Raw genomic sequence first — 14,701 nt, 5'->3', positions numbered from 1 at the left:
TGACGCAGGTCATGCAGGCGTACGCCGCGCGTGGCCGGGATGGCGGGAGTGTTCTGGGTGGCGGGTATCTCGGGAGCGCTGACCGGCAGACCCAGGGCGCCGAGCGCGGGGCGGAAAATGGTGTCGTAGAACGCGCCCATGGCCATCGGCTGAGACCAGTCCAGCGGGACCGCGTAGCGCTGCCCGGTGGGTCTGTAGCCTCCTCCGTTCTGGCGACTTGGCCACAAGGGCGCAGTCAGTTCCGCGGAGCGAGCGTGGCGAATGGCTGGGTCGCTGCCTGGCCCGCCATGGAGATAGGCGTACAGCCGCGCTGCAAGCCGGGAGTGGGACAGAGCGCTTGCTGCGCTTGGACTTTGGCGTACTGGTGACCCATTCCGACTTACCTGGAGTGCCGGTGCTCTTACGGGTCTTGGTCCGGCGGACGTGCACCGTGCAGCGGATCACGTTCGGTGCGATGTGGAATTCCAGGTCTCGCACCTCGAGCCCGGCGTTCTCGCTGGCGCGCAGCCCGGTGTACGCCAGAAAGCTCACCATCAGCCCGTAGATGGGATAGCCGGGCAAGCGATGAGCGGAGGGAATCGCAGAGGTGCCTGACGCGGCCCCGCTCGGTGTGGTGACTAGTTCGCCCGCGATGGTCGCGCTCAGCCGGGCCACCCGTTCGGCGGTGAGCGGATTGTGTTCGAAGCCTTCGTGATCCCCGGTGGCACGGTTGGTGTCGAAGTCCACCCGGTCGGCCGGATTGGACGGGATGGCGTCGTGTCGCACCGCGTACTTGAGTACCCGCCGGAACGTGCCCCAGCCGTGTTTCACGGTGGCAGGCGAGAGGGTGTTGTCCAGTTGGCCGTCTGCGCCCTGGCGCGACTTCTGCCGGACGAGCGCGGCTAAGAACTCCTCGCAGTCGTGCGGGGTGATTGCGGCAATCGCCTTGGAGCTGAACATCTTCAATGCGTAGCGCTGGAGGTTGGCCTCGTACCCGTCCAAGGTGTTCTGCTTCAGGCGACCCTGCTTCACCTTGACCTGCAAGCTGTCCAGCCAAGCCTTGGCGTAGTACCCGAACGGCAGGTCGCCCGCCTTGCGCGCTTCAGCGAGAGCGCTGGTGCCTGTGGTGTGCCGGGCGGCGTTCAGCTCGTCGCGGCGGGCTTCGGCGGCTTCGCGGTTGGGGTAGGTCTCCTGCTGCTGCACCTGCTTCTTGCGACCGTTCGGCCGGTTGGGGTCGGCCGGGATGGGCAGGCCGAATTCGTCGCAAGCGGGTTCGACCGGACCTCCCGCGGAGTGCTTGAGCATCGTAGCCAGTGCTTCGTTAAATTGCTCTTGTTGTGAATCGAAAACGACAGAAACGCAGGTCGCGACGGTGTCGATTCGAACCTCACCTCACCGTCCGACGCCAATGCAACAGCTCGCAAGACCGGACCCACGATTTGCACTGTCCGACTACAGATTTCAGCATAGCTGCCCCTGATCACCTGGGAGGCGGACAACGGCTTCACCTTCCACTACGGCAACAATGGGATCGCGCCCTACCCCGGCTCGCAGTCGTGCTACTTCCGGATCGACCGCGGCAGCAACGGGCGGATGCGCGACCTCGTCTCCGGCAGCTCGGGGTGGCCACAGCAGTCGTTGACCGGCACCGTCACCAGCCCGACGACGCTGTTCCTCGAAACCGGCGACAAGGTGACCTCCGACTGCATGCCGTCGGCTCTGCACTGAGCGCGGCCAGCGGGGGAGTGAATCGGGTTGCCCCAGAAGCAGAGTCGAGCAGCGGGTCATCAACACTGAGCTGGACCGCAACTTGGTTTACGTCGCCGCACCCTCATCTCGTGAACGCGCTCAACTCGGCATGAGTGCGCACCAGGAAGCGCTGTCGGCCAACCATTTCGGACGGCCGACCAACGCGCGGGTCGCGGCAGATTAGTGCGTTGATCGCGCAACTGGCCTGAGGCCGCTGGGCTTAGAGATCCCCCGAATTGCGTGTACCCCAGTCGATCTCGCCCTGGATAGTCGGGGTGTCGACAATGGTCGACGGATTGGTGTGCCAGTGTGGCTGAGTGGTGAGTACTACGACAGGGGGAGTTCATGGCGGGCATAGCTGGTGATAGCGGTAGTGAACGTTGGGATGGCCGACCGACGTTCGTCCTCGTGCACGGAGCGCACGGCAATGCCGCAGCGTGGTCATCACTGCTTCAAGAGCTTGCATTACTCGGGCACCGTGCGCTCGCGGTTGATCTGCCAGGCCACGGGATCGACGCGTGTTTCCCGCTGTCGTACCAATCACCGCAGGACTTGAGGGCGTTTACTGCACAATCCTCACCACTGGCCGCGGTGACGCTGGAAGACAACGTCGCCCACGTCGAGTCCATGGTTCGCCGGGTCGCGCAGTTCGGGCCGGTAGTGCTTGCCGGGACCAGTGGAGGTGGCGCGACCATCAGCGGCGTCGGCAACAGGGTGCCCGACCTGCTGGCCCGCATCGTCTACATCTCGGCCTGGTGCTGCGTCGAGCTACCCAGCGTGGCAGCGTACTTGGCCACCCTCGGCCATCACGATGTCGCCGAATCCATGGTCAACTGGCGCGCGGCCGACCCGCAGTTGCTACAGGTACTCAAGGCGGGACTGATGGCTGATGCCACCGATGAGCAGTTCCGTGTTTGCTTGAATACGTTGGAGCCGGCTGACTCCGCGCAGGTGCTTGCCGCCGATTCCCGTGTGGACGCGGCGACGTGGGGTCGGATTCCGCGAACCTATATCCGGCTTGCCCAGGATCGGGCCATACCTATCGACTTGCAGGACAAGATGATCGCCGAGGCCGATGAACTCACTCCTGGCAATCGCTTCGACGTCCACACGGTCGATACCAGCCATATGGGAGTACGACTGCACAGCGACGAAATCGCCGATATCCTCGACCGCATCGTGGCATCGGATGCGCACTGACCAGCGTAAGTCGAACGACCGGCGCAGCTCAGCCAGGGATACGTGCAGTTGCCATTCGGTCATGAGCACCGTCATGGCCGAATCGAGGGAATGCCCTGGAATCGGCATGTGCGGGTGTTGGGAAGCACTGTCGGCCAGCCAGTTTGGGCGGCTGACCAACGCGCGGGTCGCGGCAAGAGCGGATGTTCCCGTTCTAGCTCTTCCGGTGTGACGACGGGTTGCGCGGAGAATCGGCCGAATCGTTCACCCTCGGGAAGGATTCGGCCGATTCGACGGTCAGTGCTGGCAGAGCCATTCGGTCGGTGCCATAGTGGCCGGCGTTGCCCGCGTCCAGGTGGACCCACCGGCCGTCGCCCTCGCAGGGGGCGCCTTCGACCTGTCCCGAACTCTGCGGGGTGGTCGAGGGTATGTCGACCGGTGCGGACGTTTCGGGGGCGGTGGTGTCCGGGCCTGCGCCGTGGTTGGGGTTGGTGCAGATCGTGCCCTCGCAGGGCACCCAGGTACCGTCGCCGTTCGGGTTCGGGATGGCATTGGGGGCGATGTAGCTACCGAGCGGACATCCCGGATCTTGGTTCTTCGCGCAGTATTCGGCGCTCAGATTGTTGCCGGTGGACCCATCCGCGCCGCGCTGAGCGGGCGTAGTGGGCACCGGTCGCGGCGGCGGTACGTGAGCCGCGATCAGGCTCAGCGAGCGCGCCGATGTACTGGACGCTTGATATGCGGGTAGCTGAACTATAGCCATGGCAGATCAATGTAGAAGTCGGTTCCAGTGATCGGTGTGCCCGGCTCGCGGTTGTTTTTCGGTGACCGCAGCTGAGCCGTGCGCGGTGTGACTCACAGCAACAGGTTGCGATGTTGTCGCGCTGTCACGTGGTGCATCCCGCAGGAGTTCGATTCCGATCAACACGGTCAGCGATAGGTGAGGATTCGGGCGCGTGGCTGATTCGGTCAGCGCGGGATCGACCCCACCGCCGACCGCGCCCCGAGGCTGCCCTGCTTTACGCTTGGGCCGGCCGACAATCGAGACGGGCGGGTAGAGCTGTTGCCAGCACCCCGCCCGCACGTTCGGACCCGGCATTCCTGGGCGGGTGTCAGTTGTGGGCGCACAGCCATTCGGTGCCGTAATGGGCGGCGTTGCCGCCGTCGAGGTGCACCCAGTGACCATCGCCTTCGCAGGGTGCGCCTTCGGTCGGCACGGGCCCGGGCGGCGGGGTGGCGATGACGCCGGGCAGACCTCGGAACACGCCGTCGGGTAGCGGGATCGAAATGCCCGGGACCGGCTGCCACACGTCGGCGTTCGCGGTGGCTGTCATCAACAGTGGCGCCGCGAGGGCGGTGCTCACCGCTGCGGCCAGTATCGCTGCACGCTGCTTCATACGGTCCTCCTGTGGAGATGGCTCGGAACTGCTCTGGGACAACCCATCTATCTGTAGCTGAACAGTAACTGTTAGAAGGCTGTGGACAGGATCACATGCGCGTTGGACGGCCTCGGATCCGCATGGTGGCTTGCCCCCGCGTACCCCCGAGCTGGCCGGTTGGAACAGCGCGGGCTACTCAGGGCTGATGTCAGCACCGAGCTGGCCAGGATCTGGGTCAGCTGCCAGGAGCGGATGATCGGTGCGCTAATCGGCTACTTAAGACTGGTGGTAGGACCGAAGCTCAGCCAACTGGGCTGCCGACCGCTCAGTGCGAATCACCGGTGATCGACGATAAACCCGCCTAACTATCCTCATATCGGCGGAAATCCGCAGTTCACGGCGGGTGGGTGTTGTTGTAGATGCTGTACGTGTCACCCCGGGCACTGCGAACTGCTGGCAGATCAGCAGCTTGATCGGCATCGTGCCTGGTTCCACCCCGCTGTCAGTCCACGGTGTAGGTCAGGGAGCCTCTGGGGCGCCACGAGTTCATCTCCGAATCGAGCTGCCGCCCAATCCATCCCGGCGGCGGCACCGGGGACCGGTGGGATCCGGACCCCCTTGGAACAGCGGGTCCGGGGTTCGAGTCGCTGATGGCGCATACTCTGAACCTTCGTTGTTTCGGTTCGAACAGCTCTCGTGGTTCATCGGTGACAAGATGAATCACCCCGGCATGTCCGGGAATTCGAGAGAGAGCCGATGTGACGAGCGAGGAATTGCAGCCCTGGCCGGAGTCGTATTCTTACGAACCGTTCGGAGCGGCGGGGTATCCGGGTGGGCCGACGCCAGGCCAACCGCGGCCGCGGACGGTCACCTATGCCTTCTATCTGATGCTGGCCGGTGCCGCGCTCACCCTCGTGGGTCTGTTGTACGACTTCACCCAGTTGGCGGGCGTGCGCGAGAGGGCGACCCACAACGCCCACGGTAAACTGGCCGACAGTCAGGTCGATGCGATCATCGCAGTCGCCTTCGCGATCTCGTTGATCTCCGTCGGGCTCTGGATCTGGATGGCGTTCTCGAATCGTGCCGGAAAGAACTGGGCGCGCATCACCGGGTCGGTTCTCTTCGGCTTGTCCACATTGAGCATTCTGTACTCGACGATCAGGGGGAACGAGACCGGGATCGCGGCCGTGATCACCTTCCTGACTTGGCTTGTCGGCCTCGCCGCCGTGATCTTTTTGTGGATCAAACAATCCAGCGCCCACTTCCGCCCCGCACCGGTGTACACGCCATACCCTCTCGGCTCGCACCCCGCAGGCCCCTACGGCTTCTGACCCGCACCTCCGCTCATCGGTTAGACCTGTGTTCGCTCCTGGACCGTAGTGGGGTCGAGTGCGCCCAATCGCTACAGTCCGCAGACGTGCTGTAGGCAACCGTCAAGAGGTGCCACATCGAATTTGAAACCTCGAAAGTGCTTGGAGTGCAGTGGAAGTGCGGTATCCCCGCGCGGCGGGGAACCACTTCGGCCGAAGGTGTGGTTTCGACCCGGATTTCCGGGCAGGGCAATCGCGTAACTCGCCGCAGCCGCGGCGTTGGGGGTGGCCACCATCGTCACGGGCGCGACTGCATCCGCGCAGGGCTCTATTACCAGCTCGACGGCTTACTGCGTCGGTACGACCTATACGGTCACCCTGCCCGCCGCCGACGCCGCGTCGGTCATGGCGGGCCTCCCGATCACCGATAACCAGCTGGTATTGGTGGTGGCACCGAGCGGCGGAAGCCTCACCCCGATCCCCTCCACCGCAGCCGCGTATGTGGCCGGCAAGGACGTGACCTTCCAGTGGACGCCGACTGCGGCTGGCAACACCACCGGACTCTGGGTCTACCCCTACAACGGCCAGGGCATGGAATACCGCAATGGCTCGCTGGTGCGGTACATCGATATCGTTCAGAGTGCTCCCGCCGGCACAACTTGCTCACCGTCGACCGGTGGGACAGGTAGCGCAGGGTCTATTCCGGTGATCGGCGGTCTCCTGAGCAGCCTTTCGGCTCAGAAGTAGCATCACCCTGCTGAAAGCCCTGGCTTGCCAGGGCTTTCAGTCACTTCGCTGCGATTGCTATCGGTTGGGCCCGCGCGTCCATTTTGGCGATCACGCGGTGACCGAGGTTGAGGAAGGGTTTCTCGACCTTGTGGTAGGTCAGGGTGGCGAGGGCGATCGAGCCGAATACCCATGTGCACCAGGTGAGCCAGGCCGCGGGGATACCAGCGACCGACACCGTCCATTTGGGTAGGAAGTTGATTGCCAGGGCGTGCACGAAGTACAGCGAGTAGCTGATTCGTCCCAGGAACAGCAATGGGCGCGGGAAGGAATACCGGCGCAGCAGTAGCGTCGCCGCGAACAGCAGGTAGGCGGCGGCCATGGTGATGGCATTGTGCTTCCAGGTGACCAGGACGCCGAGTTTCGTTTCCAGGGCGGGCTGTTGGAGAAGTGCGAGCCCGATGACCGCGCATACGGCGAGCCCGAACACTCCCCAGCCGAGCCTGGCGGTGATCTCGCCCGCTGTCATCCGGTACATCACCGTGCCGACGAACATCGTGGCGAAGATCGCGGCGGAGTACCCCGACGGCCCAGGTTGGTTGAGCACCAACGGGATAGCGAGCGATGCGAGTAGGACCGCGGCGACGGCCGAGCGTCTGGTGGCCGCCCGGCGGGCGAAGAACACCGCGACCACCGCTGTCGCAGCCACGACGATCAGACGGGTAGCAAGGTTCGCGTCGGAGCCGTTGACCATCGAGGTCGGCAGGAACAGTTCGGCGAGAAGCATCGAACCGATCGCAAGCACGGCCAGCGGCACCGATCGACGATTCAGTCTGCCGATGAACAGCAGCGACACCACCATGTAGAACACCAGCTCGTAGGAGAGTGTCCACGCGACGACGACCATCTGAGAGTTCGGGCCGCTGATGAACCAGTGCGCCATGGTGAAATTCGTGAAGATGTTCCATGCGGGGCTGGCCATCCAGCCGGGCGGCCCACCGTACATGCGCAGGGCATGCAGGATCATCGCGGCAATCAGGCAGCCCCAGAACAGCGGGAACAGCCGGAAGAACCGGCCTGCCCAGAACGCGCCCAGCGACCGCCCTCGCTCCAATGATGCGGGAATGATGTAGCCGCTGACGATAAAGAAGACAAAGACCCCGAACACGCCGGCCCCGAAGTATGCCGCCGAAAATCGTTCATAGCCCGGCCACATCAGCTCCGAACAATGCTCGATCACTACCGCCAAGGCCGCCACACCTCGAAGCGCATCCAGAAATTCGAACCGGCCGCCCCGTGTGCGTACTTTCTCCTCGACCGGCTCGATCGGATTCGCAACAGCCTCATCGGATGTCGTCACGCCCCACCCCCAAGAATTCGAACAAGAACCGCCAAGAACATAGCCAGCGATCGTGACCGGAGTCGAATCGTGGCCACCCCCACTCCCCAGGCGCTTCAGAGGGCCATTTTGCCGTTGTCGACGGTATAGACGGCGCCGTGCACGGCGGAGGCTTCCGGGGAGCAGAGAAAGGTGATGACGTTGGCCACCTGGGCGGGGTCCATCAGGCCGCGGGCCGCGGCGGTTTTCATGATGAGGGTGTAGTCGGGGTCTTCGGGGAAGGTGAAATTCTGCAGGAGGGGTGTGGTCATGCCGCCGGGGCAGACGACATTGATGCGGATGCCGCGACCGTCGAATTCGAGGGCCATGGCGCGGGTGAGGCCGATGAGGCCGTGTTTGGCGGCGCAGTAGGCGGCCGAGTAGGCCTGGCCTTCGAGGCCCGCGATGGAGGCGACGTTGACTATGTTGCCCTGCCGTTCGAGCAGGTGGGGGAGTGCGGCCCGGGAGAGGAAGAAGGGGGCGTTCAGATTGATGGCGAGGTCGTGCTGCCAGTCGGCGTCGGTGGTCTGCGCGGTGTGGCGCATGGTGTGCGCACCCGCCGCATTGACCAGGATGTCGACTCCGCCGAAACGCTCGACGCAGGCTTCGATCACCGTGGCGCTCGCGGCCGGATCGGCGAGATCGGCTGCCAGCCAAGCAGTTTCGGGGCCCTCGAGGGTGGCGCTCAGGCGGTCCCTGTCGCGCCCGACGCCGAAGACCCTGGCCCCGCCCGCCTGCAGCGACCGCGCCACCGCCTGCCCCAGCCCGGACGACGCTCCGGTCACCACTGCGACCTGGCCATCGAAACGCCCGGCAACTTCGCCTGTCATACCTGTCTCCGTTCAATCACCGGACCGCGATGAAACCGCCGTCCGCACAGGTGATTCAACGACACCGCACCCGGAATCCGCGACCCCTGCTATTCGCAGCCCGGCTACCTGCGCTAACACAATCGGCGGCCTCCGCGATCTCTACCACGTGGCGCGAACTCGAAGCATCTTCAGCACAGTCCGGCCGGCGGCGGTCGGTGTCCTCGCCGCGGCTGTCGCCATAATCGCGACGGGTTGTACGGCAACCTCGTCGACCCCGCAGGCCGCCCCGACGAGCGTCGTGGTCCCCGTCGCTCAGCAGCGCGACACCCCGAACGGCAGCGCCAACGGCCTGTGCTTCGATCCGAAGTCCGCCCTCGCGCAATCCGCTCTGGCCAAGCTTCCCGCCGCCCCTGCCGGCACCTGGTCCGTCGGGCAGACCAGCAACGACCCGATCAGCTCGGGCTGCGACGGCCTGCTGTCCTGGATGATGGCCGATACCAACATCAATCACCCCTACACGCAGGTCCTGCTCTTCACCGGTGGCGCCTACCTCGGTACCACCACCTCCGATCCCTACATGTTCACCATGTTGACCGGCCACACCCGCACCAGCATTTCGCTCACCTACCACTGGACCGTCGGCAGCGATTCGATGTGCTGCCCACAGGGCGGCCCCAGCGTGGTCACCTTCACCCTCAATGGCGCCACCATCACCGCCAACGGTCAGTTCCCGCCGCACCCCTGAGCCGCGCGTGGCCGCGTGGTTCAGGCGCCCCTACGAACTGTCGGGCTTGCGCTCCCGCACCAGCCCGACCTCCCGGAGCACCCGCAGGTGTTTGGACGCCCGGGGAGGGATCAGGCGGGTCTTGTCGGATGACGCCGGCGGCGCCTCCGCTATTTGCTGGGAGTGGGGATGGGCTGGTTGATGGTGGTGAAGTACTGGGCGGCGGCCAGCAGCGCGATGGGCGCTGAAATCAGCAGGAGCTGTCCGATGGTGAGCACGACGGGATCGAATACATCGAATCTGCGGGTGACGAATCCCTGCATCGCGAGCACGATTTCACAGAGCACGGGGACGGGGTCCATCGCCGTGTGCGGGTAGGCGCCGTGGCCGCCGCGTCCCTCGACAGTGACCTGGAATCGGTCCGAGGCGGCGCCGGCGGGCCCGGGCTTGGTGGCGATGACACCGTGCGGGATCCGATTGGCGGTGACGTGCATGGCGTACGCGTAGTCCACCGGTTTCCCAGCGGCGGTGAGAATTCCTTCGTCGATCATGACGCCCGCACCGCGGTGGCTCTCTTCGCCCGGCTGGAACATGAACACCACTTGGCCGTGCAGCCGATCGCGTTGTCCGGCAAGCAGATGCGCGGCGCCGACGAGTCCCGCTGTGTGCATATCGTGCCCGCAGGCGTGCATACGGCCGGGTATCTGTGACGTGAAGTCGAGGTCGTTGTCCTCATCTACGGGTAACGCGTCCATGTCACCACGCAGCAGAACCGTCGGTCCCGGCTGCGCACCGCGCAGCACCGCGGTAATCGATGTGCAGCCGCGTCCCCGAGTGATCTCGAGGGGCAGCCCGGACAGTGCGGCAAGAACTTTCGCCTGGGTACGCGGCACCTGCAGTCCGAGTTCGGGTTCGCGGTGCAGTGCACGCCGTAATGCGACGAGATCGGGTTGGATCTGCTGGGCTCGCTCGATAAGGCCGGTCATGGAATTCCTTTCGCCAGTACGGCGTGGGTGTGAATGGGCAGGCGAGCCGCGATAGCAGCACTGTCCCGGGCATACGGCCGATACAGCAACGCTGACGCGACTCCATTGATGGCGGTCAAGAGGACGGTGACGATGAGTAGCGCGCCCTGCAGTCCGATCGCGTCGCCGAGTACGCCGGTGAGCAATGCGTAAGCGCCGTAGGCGAGTGCATCGGCCATGGACACCGACACTGCGAAGGCCAGTGGGCGCAGGTCGGGCGGTGAAACGGCCATGATCAACGGCCGGTTGATCACCGGAACCTGCCCCTGGAGGAACCCGATCGCCGCGAAGATCGCCACATAGGCCCCGATCGAACTCCACGCCAGCTGGGTTCCGATGAAAGCGACTGCGGCAAAAGCGATTTGACTGATCTGCAGCATCGCGATGCGGCCACTGCGCGGCCGTGCCCGGTGCACCCTGTCGATGACCCGCCCGCCGGTCAGCGTGCCCGCGATATAGCCGAGCGCGAAAGGCAATGCGACGATCGACGCTGTCGCAGTGGTGAACCCGCGTTCCTCGACGAGGAACACCACTCCGAAGCTCATGATGACGTTCTGCCCGGACAGCAACCGTTGCATCAGGATGTAGCGGAATGTCTGCACCGCGAACAGCTCACGCAGGCCGCTGCGGACCGTACGCGCCTTCTCTTCGACTGTGCGTACCGCCGAAGCGGCTGTGTCGCCAGCCCTTATCGGATCCTCGAGAAAACTCACGATCAGCACGCCGACCAGGACGCACATACCGCCGGCAATGAAATAGCCGTAGCGCCAGCCATTCTCGAACTCCGAGAGCCGTCCGAAGAGTGGTGCGGCGATCCCGGTCGTGAGGGCGACGCCGGCGTAGAACAGTCCGGTCGCGCGGCCGCGATGGTTGTCGTCGTAGATATCGCCCACGATGCCGAGCGCGATGGGTCCGGAGCCGGCGAACCCGGCCGCGGCAATCGCGTAGAGAATCACGAATTGCAGGAAGCTGTCCGAGAATCCGGCCGCTATCGCCCACAATCCCCAAAAACCCGAGCACACCGCCAGCGCGATCTTGCGTGGATACCGGCGGGCCAGAAATGCCCAGGGAATGCCCGCGCCCGCCCCGACGACCTTCCCGACGGCGACGATGGTGCCCAGCGCCGCCGAGGACAGTCCCAGCGCGTCCCGCATGAGTGGGAACAGCACGGTTGTCACGCTGGCTTCGGCATTGTCCATCGCATTGGACGCGGTGAGCAGAGCCAGATTCTTTCCCCGTATGCGACGAGCGCCTGGCGCGGCGAAATCGGCGGTATCAGTAGCCATGGAATGTCCTTCAAACTTTATCGACACAAAGGCCAGTAATAGACAGCATGTCCAACTTTGGTCGACGTGTCAATACGGCTATGCTCATCACCGACCGCTCCCACCCGCAGAGAGGGCTCGCGTGCCACCAGAAGATCGCCGCGTGCGTCGCAGCCGACGAGCTCTGCGCGACGCCATGGTGTCGCTCGTACTCGAACGCGGCTATGCCGGCGTCACTGTCGAAGACATCACCGGCCGTGCAGATCTCGGCCGCGCAACCTTCTACACGCACTTCACGGACAAGGACGACCTGCTCAACAAGGTCGTGACGGATCTGACCGAAGAGCTGGAGCAACGACTACGGCCGCTGGTGCCTGCCTCGTCGGCCGGTTTCACCGGCAAACCGGTGCTCGAACTGTTCCGTCATGCCGCCGAGGAGCGGGACACCTACCGCGTCATCCTGCGTGGTGAAGGTGATGGGCGAGCGCTCCGCCGATTTGTCGACGACCGTTCGGCGGCCGCCGCGGAAATCTTCGCCGCTCGGGCCGAGGCGCACGGAAACACGCCGAAAATCGACCTCGACGTGCTCGCCCGGGCCTGGGTCGGCGAGCAGATCGCGGTGCTGCAGTGGTGGCTCGAAACCGACCCGCCCCCTTTGTCTCCGGAGGAAGTCACCGAGATGCTGCTGAACCTCTCGCTGCGCGGCCGCTACTGGGCCTCCGGATTCGAGGTCGAAGCTTCCGGTAGCGGTGCCGCGCCGGACGCATCCTCCTAGGCCGGTCCGGTCCGGCAGTTCCCTTGGGACAGCGCAGCACTCGTGATCGCGTCGATGGCTTCGGCAACGACGTGCGGATTCTCGATCGGCAGGAAGTGGCCGACCCCGGGCACCTCGGTGAAGCGGGCGCGTGGCGTGAGTTCCGCCAGTGCGCGGCCCATGCCGATCACGGCCACTGGATCCTCGGTAGCCCACACGAACTGCACTGGGGCACTGTCGGATTCGGTGGCGAGTGCGCCGAGCCAGCGCTGCTGATGCAGGTAGCGCTCGCGAACGTAAGCGTAGACGTGCGGCAGCCGGTGATGGCCGTCCTGGTAGGCCAGTAGTTCCGTCATGACCAGTGCGTCCTGCTCGGTTACCGCTTCCGGGCAGGCCATCAATTTCTGTAGTCCCGCAACATATTCCGGCAGGATCTCCGCGCACAGCAGCGCGGCTTCCGGTAGCCGGGACGGGGTTTCGAGCATGCGCTGGAAGTCGGTGAGCTGGGCGTGCGTTTTCAGGATGCTGCCGTTGAGGAACGTCGAGGACAGCACGGTGAAGCCGAGCCGCGAATCATGCTTGCGGGCAAGCAGTTCCGTGTGCAGGCTGGTGCCCATATCGTGAGAGAGCAGATGAGCGGCCTCGATATCGAGGGCTCGTGCGACGGCTTCGACGGTATCGGCCTGCTGGAACAGCGAGTAGCTGTAGGCCGCAGGCTTATCCGACAGCCCGAATCCGGGGAGGTCCAGCGCGACGCAGTGAAAGCTGCGGGCGAGCAGCGCCATGGCGTCGCGCCAGTCGAAACTCGAGGTGGGGAATCCGTGGATGAGGATGACCGTCGGATGGTCGCGGTCGCCGCGCTCGTGGACGAAGACCTGCCTCTCGCCGATGGTCAGATGGCGGCCCTGCTCGCTCCAGCCAGGGTGGCTGCGGATAGTTTCATGGGTCTCCTACTCGGGCTGCTCGGGCAGAGCTGGTGGTGGTGTCTCACCGGGAGTGCCGATGGCGGCAGCGGCGGCGGGCCCGCCGAAGCGGTCGACGAGGGCGGCTTGGTCGGCCTTGGCGCGTTTGTCGACGGTGACCGGGTCCAGAATGCGGTCGAGTTCGTGTTGCAGATCGGCCAGCACTCCGGCGTGGTCGAGGAGCTCGGCCAAGTCCCGGGTCTGGTTCGGATCGACGGCCACGTTGTAGAGCTCGGGCGCGTAGCCGACGTAGTGGTGCATTACGAAGTCGCCCTTGCGAATCAGGAAAGCCGCACTCGCCGCACCCATTGCGTGATACTCGCTGAACACAACTCGCTCAGGGTCGGTGTCAGCGGCCGCGAGTTCGAGCAGTGACCGGCCGGGGCGTGGCGTCCCGGTGGGAGTGACCGCAGCGGCGTCGAGAATTGTCGGGTACAGATCGATGAGACTGGCCGGGGTTCGGCATACCGCGCCTGCGGCCACTCCGGGCCCGGCCATGATGAGCGGGACGCCGGCCGACTCGGAATACATCAGCGACTTGCCCCACAGTCCGCGGCTGCCGACCATATCGCCGTGATCGCTGGTGTAGACGACCACGGTGTTCTCGGCTGCGCCGCTGGTTTGCAGGGCTTCGAGAATGCGCCCGAGGTTGTGGTCGAGGTAGCTGACCAGCCCGTAATACGCGGCGGCGGCACGGCGTCGCTCTTCCTCGGTATTGGTGTCGTCCAGGCCGGGCAGGACTCCGGCAAAGGTTTCCACCCACGGATGCCGCTGGTGCCCGTGCTCGGGACGCATTGTCGGGGTGGGCATCTCGGCCGGGTCGTAGAGGTCGAAGAACTCCGGGGGAGCCAGATAGGGAAAGTGCGGGGCGAGCAGGCCGGAGTAGAGCACCCAGGGTTCGGTGTGGTTGGCCCGATCCGCCAGCCACGCGCAGGTGCGGTCGGTCACCGCGGAGTCGTAGCGGGTGTAGTCGCTGTCCGCGCCACCGGAAATGCTGACCATGAGTGGTGCGTTGTCGCGACGTGGCAGTGGATCGCGGACCGATCCCCACACCTGTCCGATGCCGTCTTTGAGATGCATCGGCAGATGCTGTCGGTCGAATCCGGTGGGGTCCTGCGCATTTCGATAGTGCAGCTTGCCGATCGATTCGACCCGCCGGCCCGCACGCTGCAGCTCGTGGCCCCAGCTCTCGACTACGCCGTCGTAGGCGATGGCGTTGTCCCAGTAGCCGGTTTGGTGCGGCCACAACCCGGTGGCGACCGATGCGCGGGAGGGTACGCAGATGGGGCTGGCGCAGTAGGCGTTGTCGAAGCGCGTGCCACGCGCGGCCAGGGCATCCATATTGGGCGTTCTAACTAGCGAATTACCGTCAGCACCAAGTATTTTCGGATTGTGCTGATCGGACATGATCACCAGCACATTGGGTGGGGTGTCAGGCATCGACGTTCTCTCCTTCTCC

General features: G+C 64.8%; 15 protein-coding genes. 6 read left to right on the top strand and 9 right to left on the bottom strand.

The annotated features are described in order from the left end of the window. Window positions 1-9: 9 nt before the first annotated feature. Entirely contained in the window at window positions 10-1,284 is a 1,275-nt protein-coding gene (locus tag JWN03_RS18155; RefSeq protein ID WP_366914441.1) for a tyrosine-type recombinase/integrase, read from the bottom strand. A 288-nt stretch (window positions 1,285-1,572) separates the two neighbouring features. On the opposite strand from JWN03_RS18155, the gene JWN03_RS18150 reads away from it, so the two are divergent. Together JWN03_RS18150 and JWN03_RS18145 are read left to right on the top strand one after the other, a co-directional pair. Then, entirely contained in the window at window positions 1,573-1,707 is a 135-nt protein-coding gene (locus JWN03_RS18150) for a hypothetical protein (protein WP_297616045.1), read from the top strand. Window positions 1,708-2,073: 366 nt separating this feature from the next. Further along, window positions 2,074-2,928, top strand: a complete 855-nt coding sequence (locus tag JWN03_RS18145; RefSeq protein WP_297616043.1) for an alpha/beta fold hydrolase — start codon at window positions 2,074-2,076, stop codon at window positions 2,926-2,928. 193 nt (window positions 2,929-3,121) lie between these two features. Here the strand turns inward: JWN03_RS18145 and JWN03_RS45820 are convergent, their stop codons facing one another. Together JWN03_RS45820 and JWN03_RS18135 are read right to left on the bottom strand one after the other, a co-directional pair. Next, window positions 3,122-3,670, bottom strand: coding sequence for a hypothetical protein (locus tag JWN03_RS45820; RefSeq protein ID WP_297616041.1), 549 nt, complete (start codon window positions 3,668-3,670; stop codon window positions 3,122-3,124). A 349-nt stretch (window positions 3,671-4,019) separates the two neighbouring features. Beyond that, window positions 4,020-4,304 (bottom strand): hypothetical protein, encoded by a 285-nt coding sequence (locus JWN03_RS18135; protein WP_297616039.1) that lies wholly within the window; start codon window positions 4,302-4,304, stop codon window positions 4,020-4,022. An 869-nt stretch (window positions 4,305-5,173) separates the two neighbouring features. On the opposite strand from JWN03_RS18135, the gene JWN03_RS18130 reads away from it, so the two are divergent. Next, window positions 5,174-5,617 (top strand): hypothetical protein, encoded by a 444-nt coding sequence (locus tag JWN03_RS18130; RefSeq protein ID WP_297616037.1) that lies wholly within the window; start codon window positions 5,174-5,176, stop codon window positions 5,615-5,617. Between the two features lie 264 nt (window positions 5,618-5,881). Further along, the gene (locus JWN03_RS18125; RefSeq protein WP_297616035.1) at window positions 5,882-6,343 is read left to right on the top strand and encodes a hypothetical protein; all 462 of its coding nucleotides are present in this window, start codon (window positions 5,882-5,884) and stop codon (window positions 6,341-6,343) included. Window positions 6,344-6,383: 40 nt separating this feature from the next. On the opposite strand, the gene JWN03_RS18120 is transcribed toward JWN03_RS18125, so the two are convergent. Continuing rightward, window positions 6,384-7,682 carry an acyltransferase family protein gene (locus tag JWN03_RS18120; RefSeq protein WP_297616033.1) on the bottom strand — a complete coding sequence of 433 codons (1,299 nt, stop codon included), beginning with the start codon at window positions 7,680-7,682 and terminating at the stop codon, window positions 6,384-6,386. 95 nt (window positions 7,683-7,777) lie between these two features. Further along, window positions 7,778-8,530, bottom strand: coding sequence for an SDR family NAD(P)-dependent oxidoreductase (locus JWN03_RS18115; protein ID WP_297616030.1), 753 nt, complete (start codon window positions 8,528-8,530; stop codon window positions 7,778-7,780). 148 nt (window positions 8,531-8,678) lie between these two features. Between JWN03_RS18115 and JWN03_RS18110 the strand changes: the two genes are divergently transcribed. Next, entirely contained in the window at window positions 8,679-9,257 is a 579-nt protein-coding gene (locus tag JWN03_RS18110) for an LppP/LprE family lipoprotein (protein ID WP_297616028.1), read from the top strand. A gap of 149 nt (window positions 9,258-9,406) precedes the next feature. Here the strand turns inward: JWN03_RS18110 and JWN03_RS18105 are convergent, their stop codons facing one another. Then, entirely contained in the window at window positions 9,407-10,222 is an 816-nt protein-coding gene (locus JWN03_RS18105; RefSeq protein WP_297616026.1) for a M20 metallopeptidase family protein, read from the bottom strand. Further along, entirely contained in the window at window positions 10,219-11,547 is a 1,329-nt protein-coding gene (locus JWN03_RS18100) for an MFS transporter (RefSeq protein WP_297616024.1), read from the bottom strand. The genes JWN03_RS18105 and JWN03_RS18100 overlap by 4 nt, the downstream gene beginning before the upstream one ends. 121 nt (window positions 11,548-11,668) lie before the next feature. On the opposite strand from JWN03_RS18100, the gene JWN03_RS18095 reads away from it, so the two are divergent. Beyond that, window positions 11,669-12,301: a TetR/AcrR family transcriptional regulator gene (locus tag JWN03_RS18095; RefSeq protein ID WP_297616022.1), complete on the top strand. Its 633-nt coding sequence runs from the start codon at window positions 11,669-11,671 to the stop codon at window positions 12,299-12,301. On the opposite strand, the gene JWN03_RS18090 is transcribed toward JWN03_RS18095, so the two are convergent. Further along, a complete protein-coding gene (locus JWN03_RS18090; protein ID WP_297616101.1) occupies window positions 12,298-13,113 on the bottom strand; it encodes an alpha/beta fold hydrolase in 816 nt (271 codons plus the stop codon). The two genes, JWN03_RS18095 and JWN03_RS18090, sit on opposite strands and share 4 nt — an antisense overlap. A 117-nt stretch (window positions 13,114-13,230) precedes the next feature. After that, window positions 13,231-14,682, bottom strand: coding sequence for a sulfatase-like hydrolase/transferase (locus JWN03_RS18085; protein ID WP_297616020.1), 1,452 nt, complete (start codon window positions 14,680-14,682; stop codon window positions 13,231-13,233). Window positions 14,683-14,701 lie beyond the last annotated feature (19 nt).

Origin of the sequence: Nocardia sp. (genome assembly GCF_025465275.1) — a bacterium.
In the GTDB taxonomy this organism is placed as follows: domain Bacteria; phylum Actinomycetota; class Actinomycetes; order Mycobacteriales; family Mycobacteriaceae; genus Nocardia.
The sequence above is the reverse complement of the archived record's forward strand: the minus strand, read 5'-3'. Positions and strand labels throughout refer to the sequence as shown.

Excerpts from the sequence above, each read along its gene's own strand:
- JWN03_RS18155 (WP_366914441.1), bottom strand. The coding sequence starts at position 1,284 with ATGCTCAAGCACTCCGCGGGAGGTCCGGTCGAACCCGCTTGCGACGAA.
- JWN03_RS18150 (WP_297616045.1), top strand. The coding sequence starts at position 1,573 with ATGCGCGACCTCGTCTCCGGCAGCTCGGGGTGGCCACAGCAGTCGTTG.
- JWN03_RS18145 (WP_297616043.1), top strand. The coding sequence starts at position 2,074 with ATGGCGGGCATAGCTGGTGATAGCGGTAGTGAACGTTGGGATGGCCGA.
- JWN03_RS45820 (WP_297616041.1), bottom strand. The coding sequence starts at position 3,670 with ATGGCTATAGTTCAGCTACCCGCATATCAAGCGTCCAGTACATCGGCG.
- JWN03_RS18135 (WP_297616039.1), bottom strand. The coding sequence starts at position 4,304 with ATGAAGCAGCGTGCAGCGATACTGGCCGCAGCGGTGAGCACCGCCCTC.
- JWN03_RS18130 (WP_297616037.1), top strand. The coding sequence starts at position 5,174 with ATGCTGGCCGGTGCCGCGCTCACCCTCGTGGGTCTGTTGTACGACTTC.
- JWN03_RS18115 (WP_297616030.1), bottom strand. The coding sequence starts at position 8,530 with ATGACAGGCGAAGTTGCCGGGCGTTTCGATGGCCAGGTCGCAGTGGTG.
- JWN03_RS18105 (WP_297616026.1), bottom strand. The coding sequence starts at position 10,222 with ATGACCGGCCTTATCGAGCGAGCCCAGCAGATCCAACCCGATCTCGTC.
- JWN03_RS18100 (WP_297616024.1), bottom strand. The coding sequence starts at position 11,547 with ATGGCTACTGATACCGCCGATTTCGCCGCGCCAGGCGCTCGTCGCATA.
- JWN03_RS18085 (WP_297616020.1), bottom strand. The coding sequence starts at position 14,682 with ATGCCTGACACCCCACCCAATGTGCTGGTGATCATGTCCGATCAGCAC.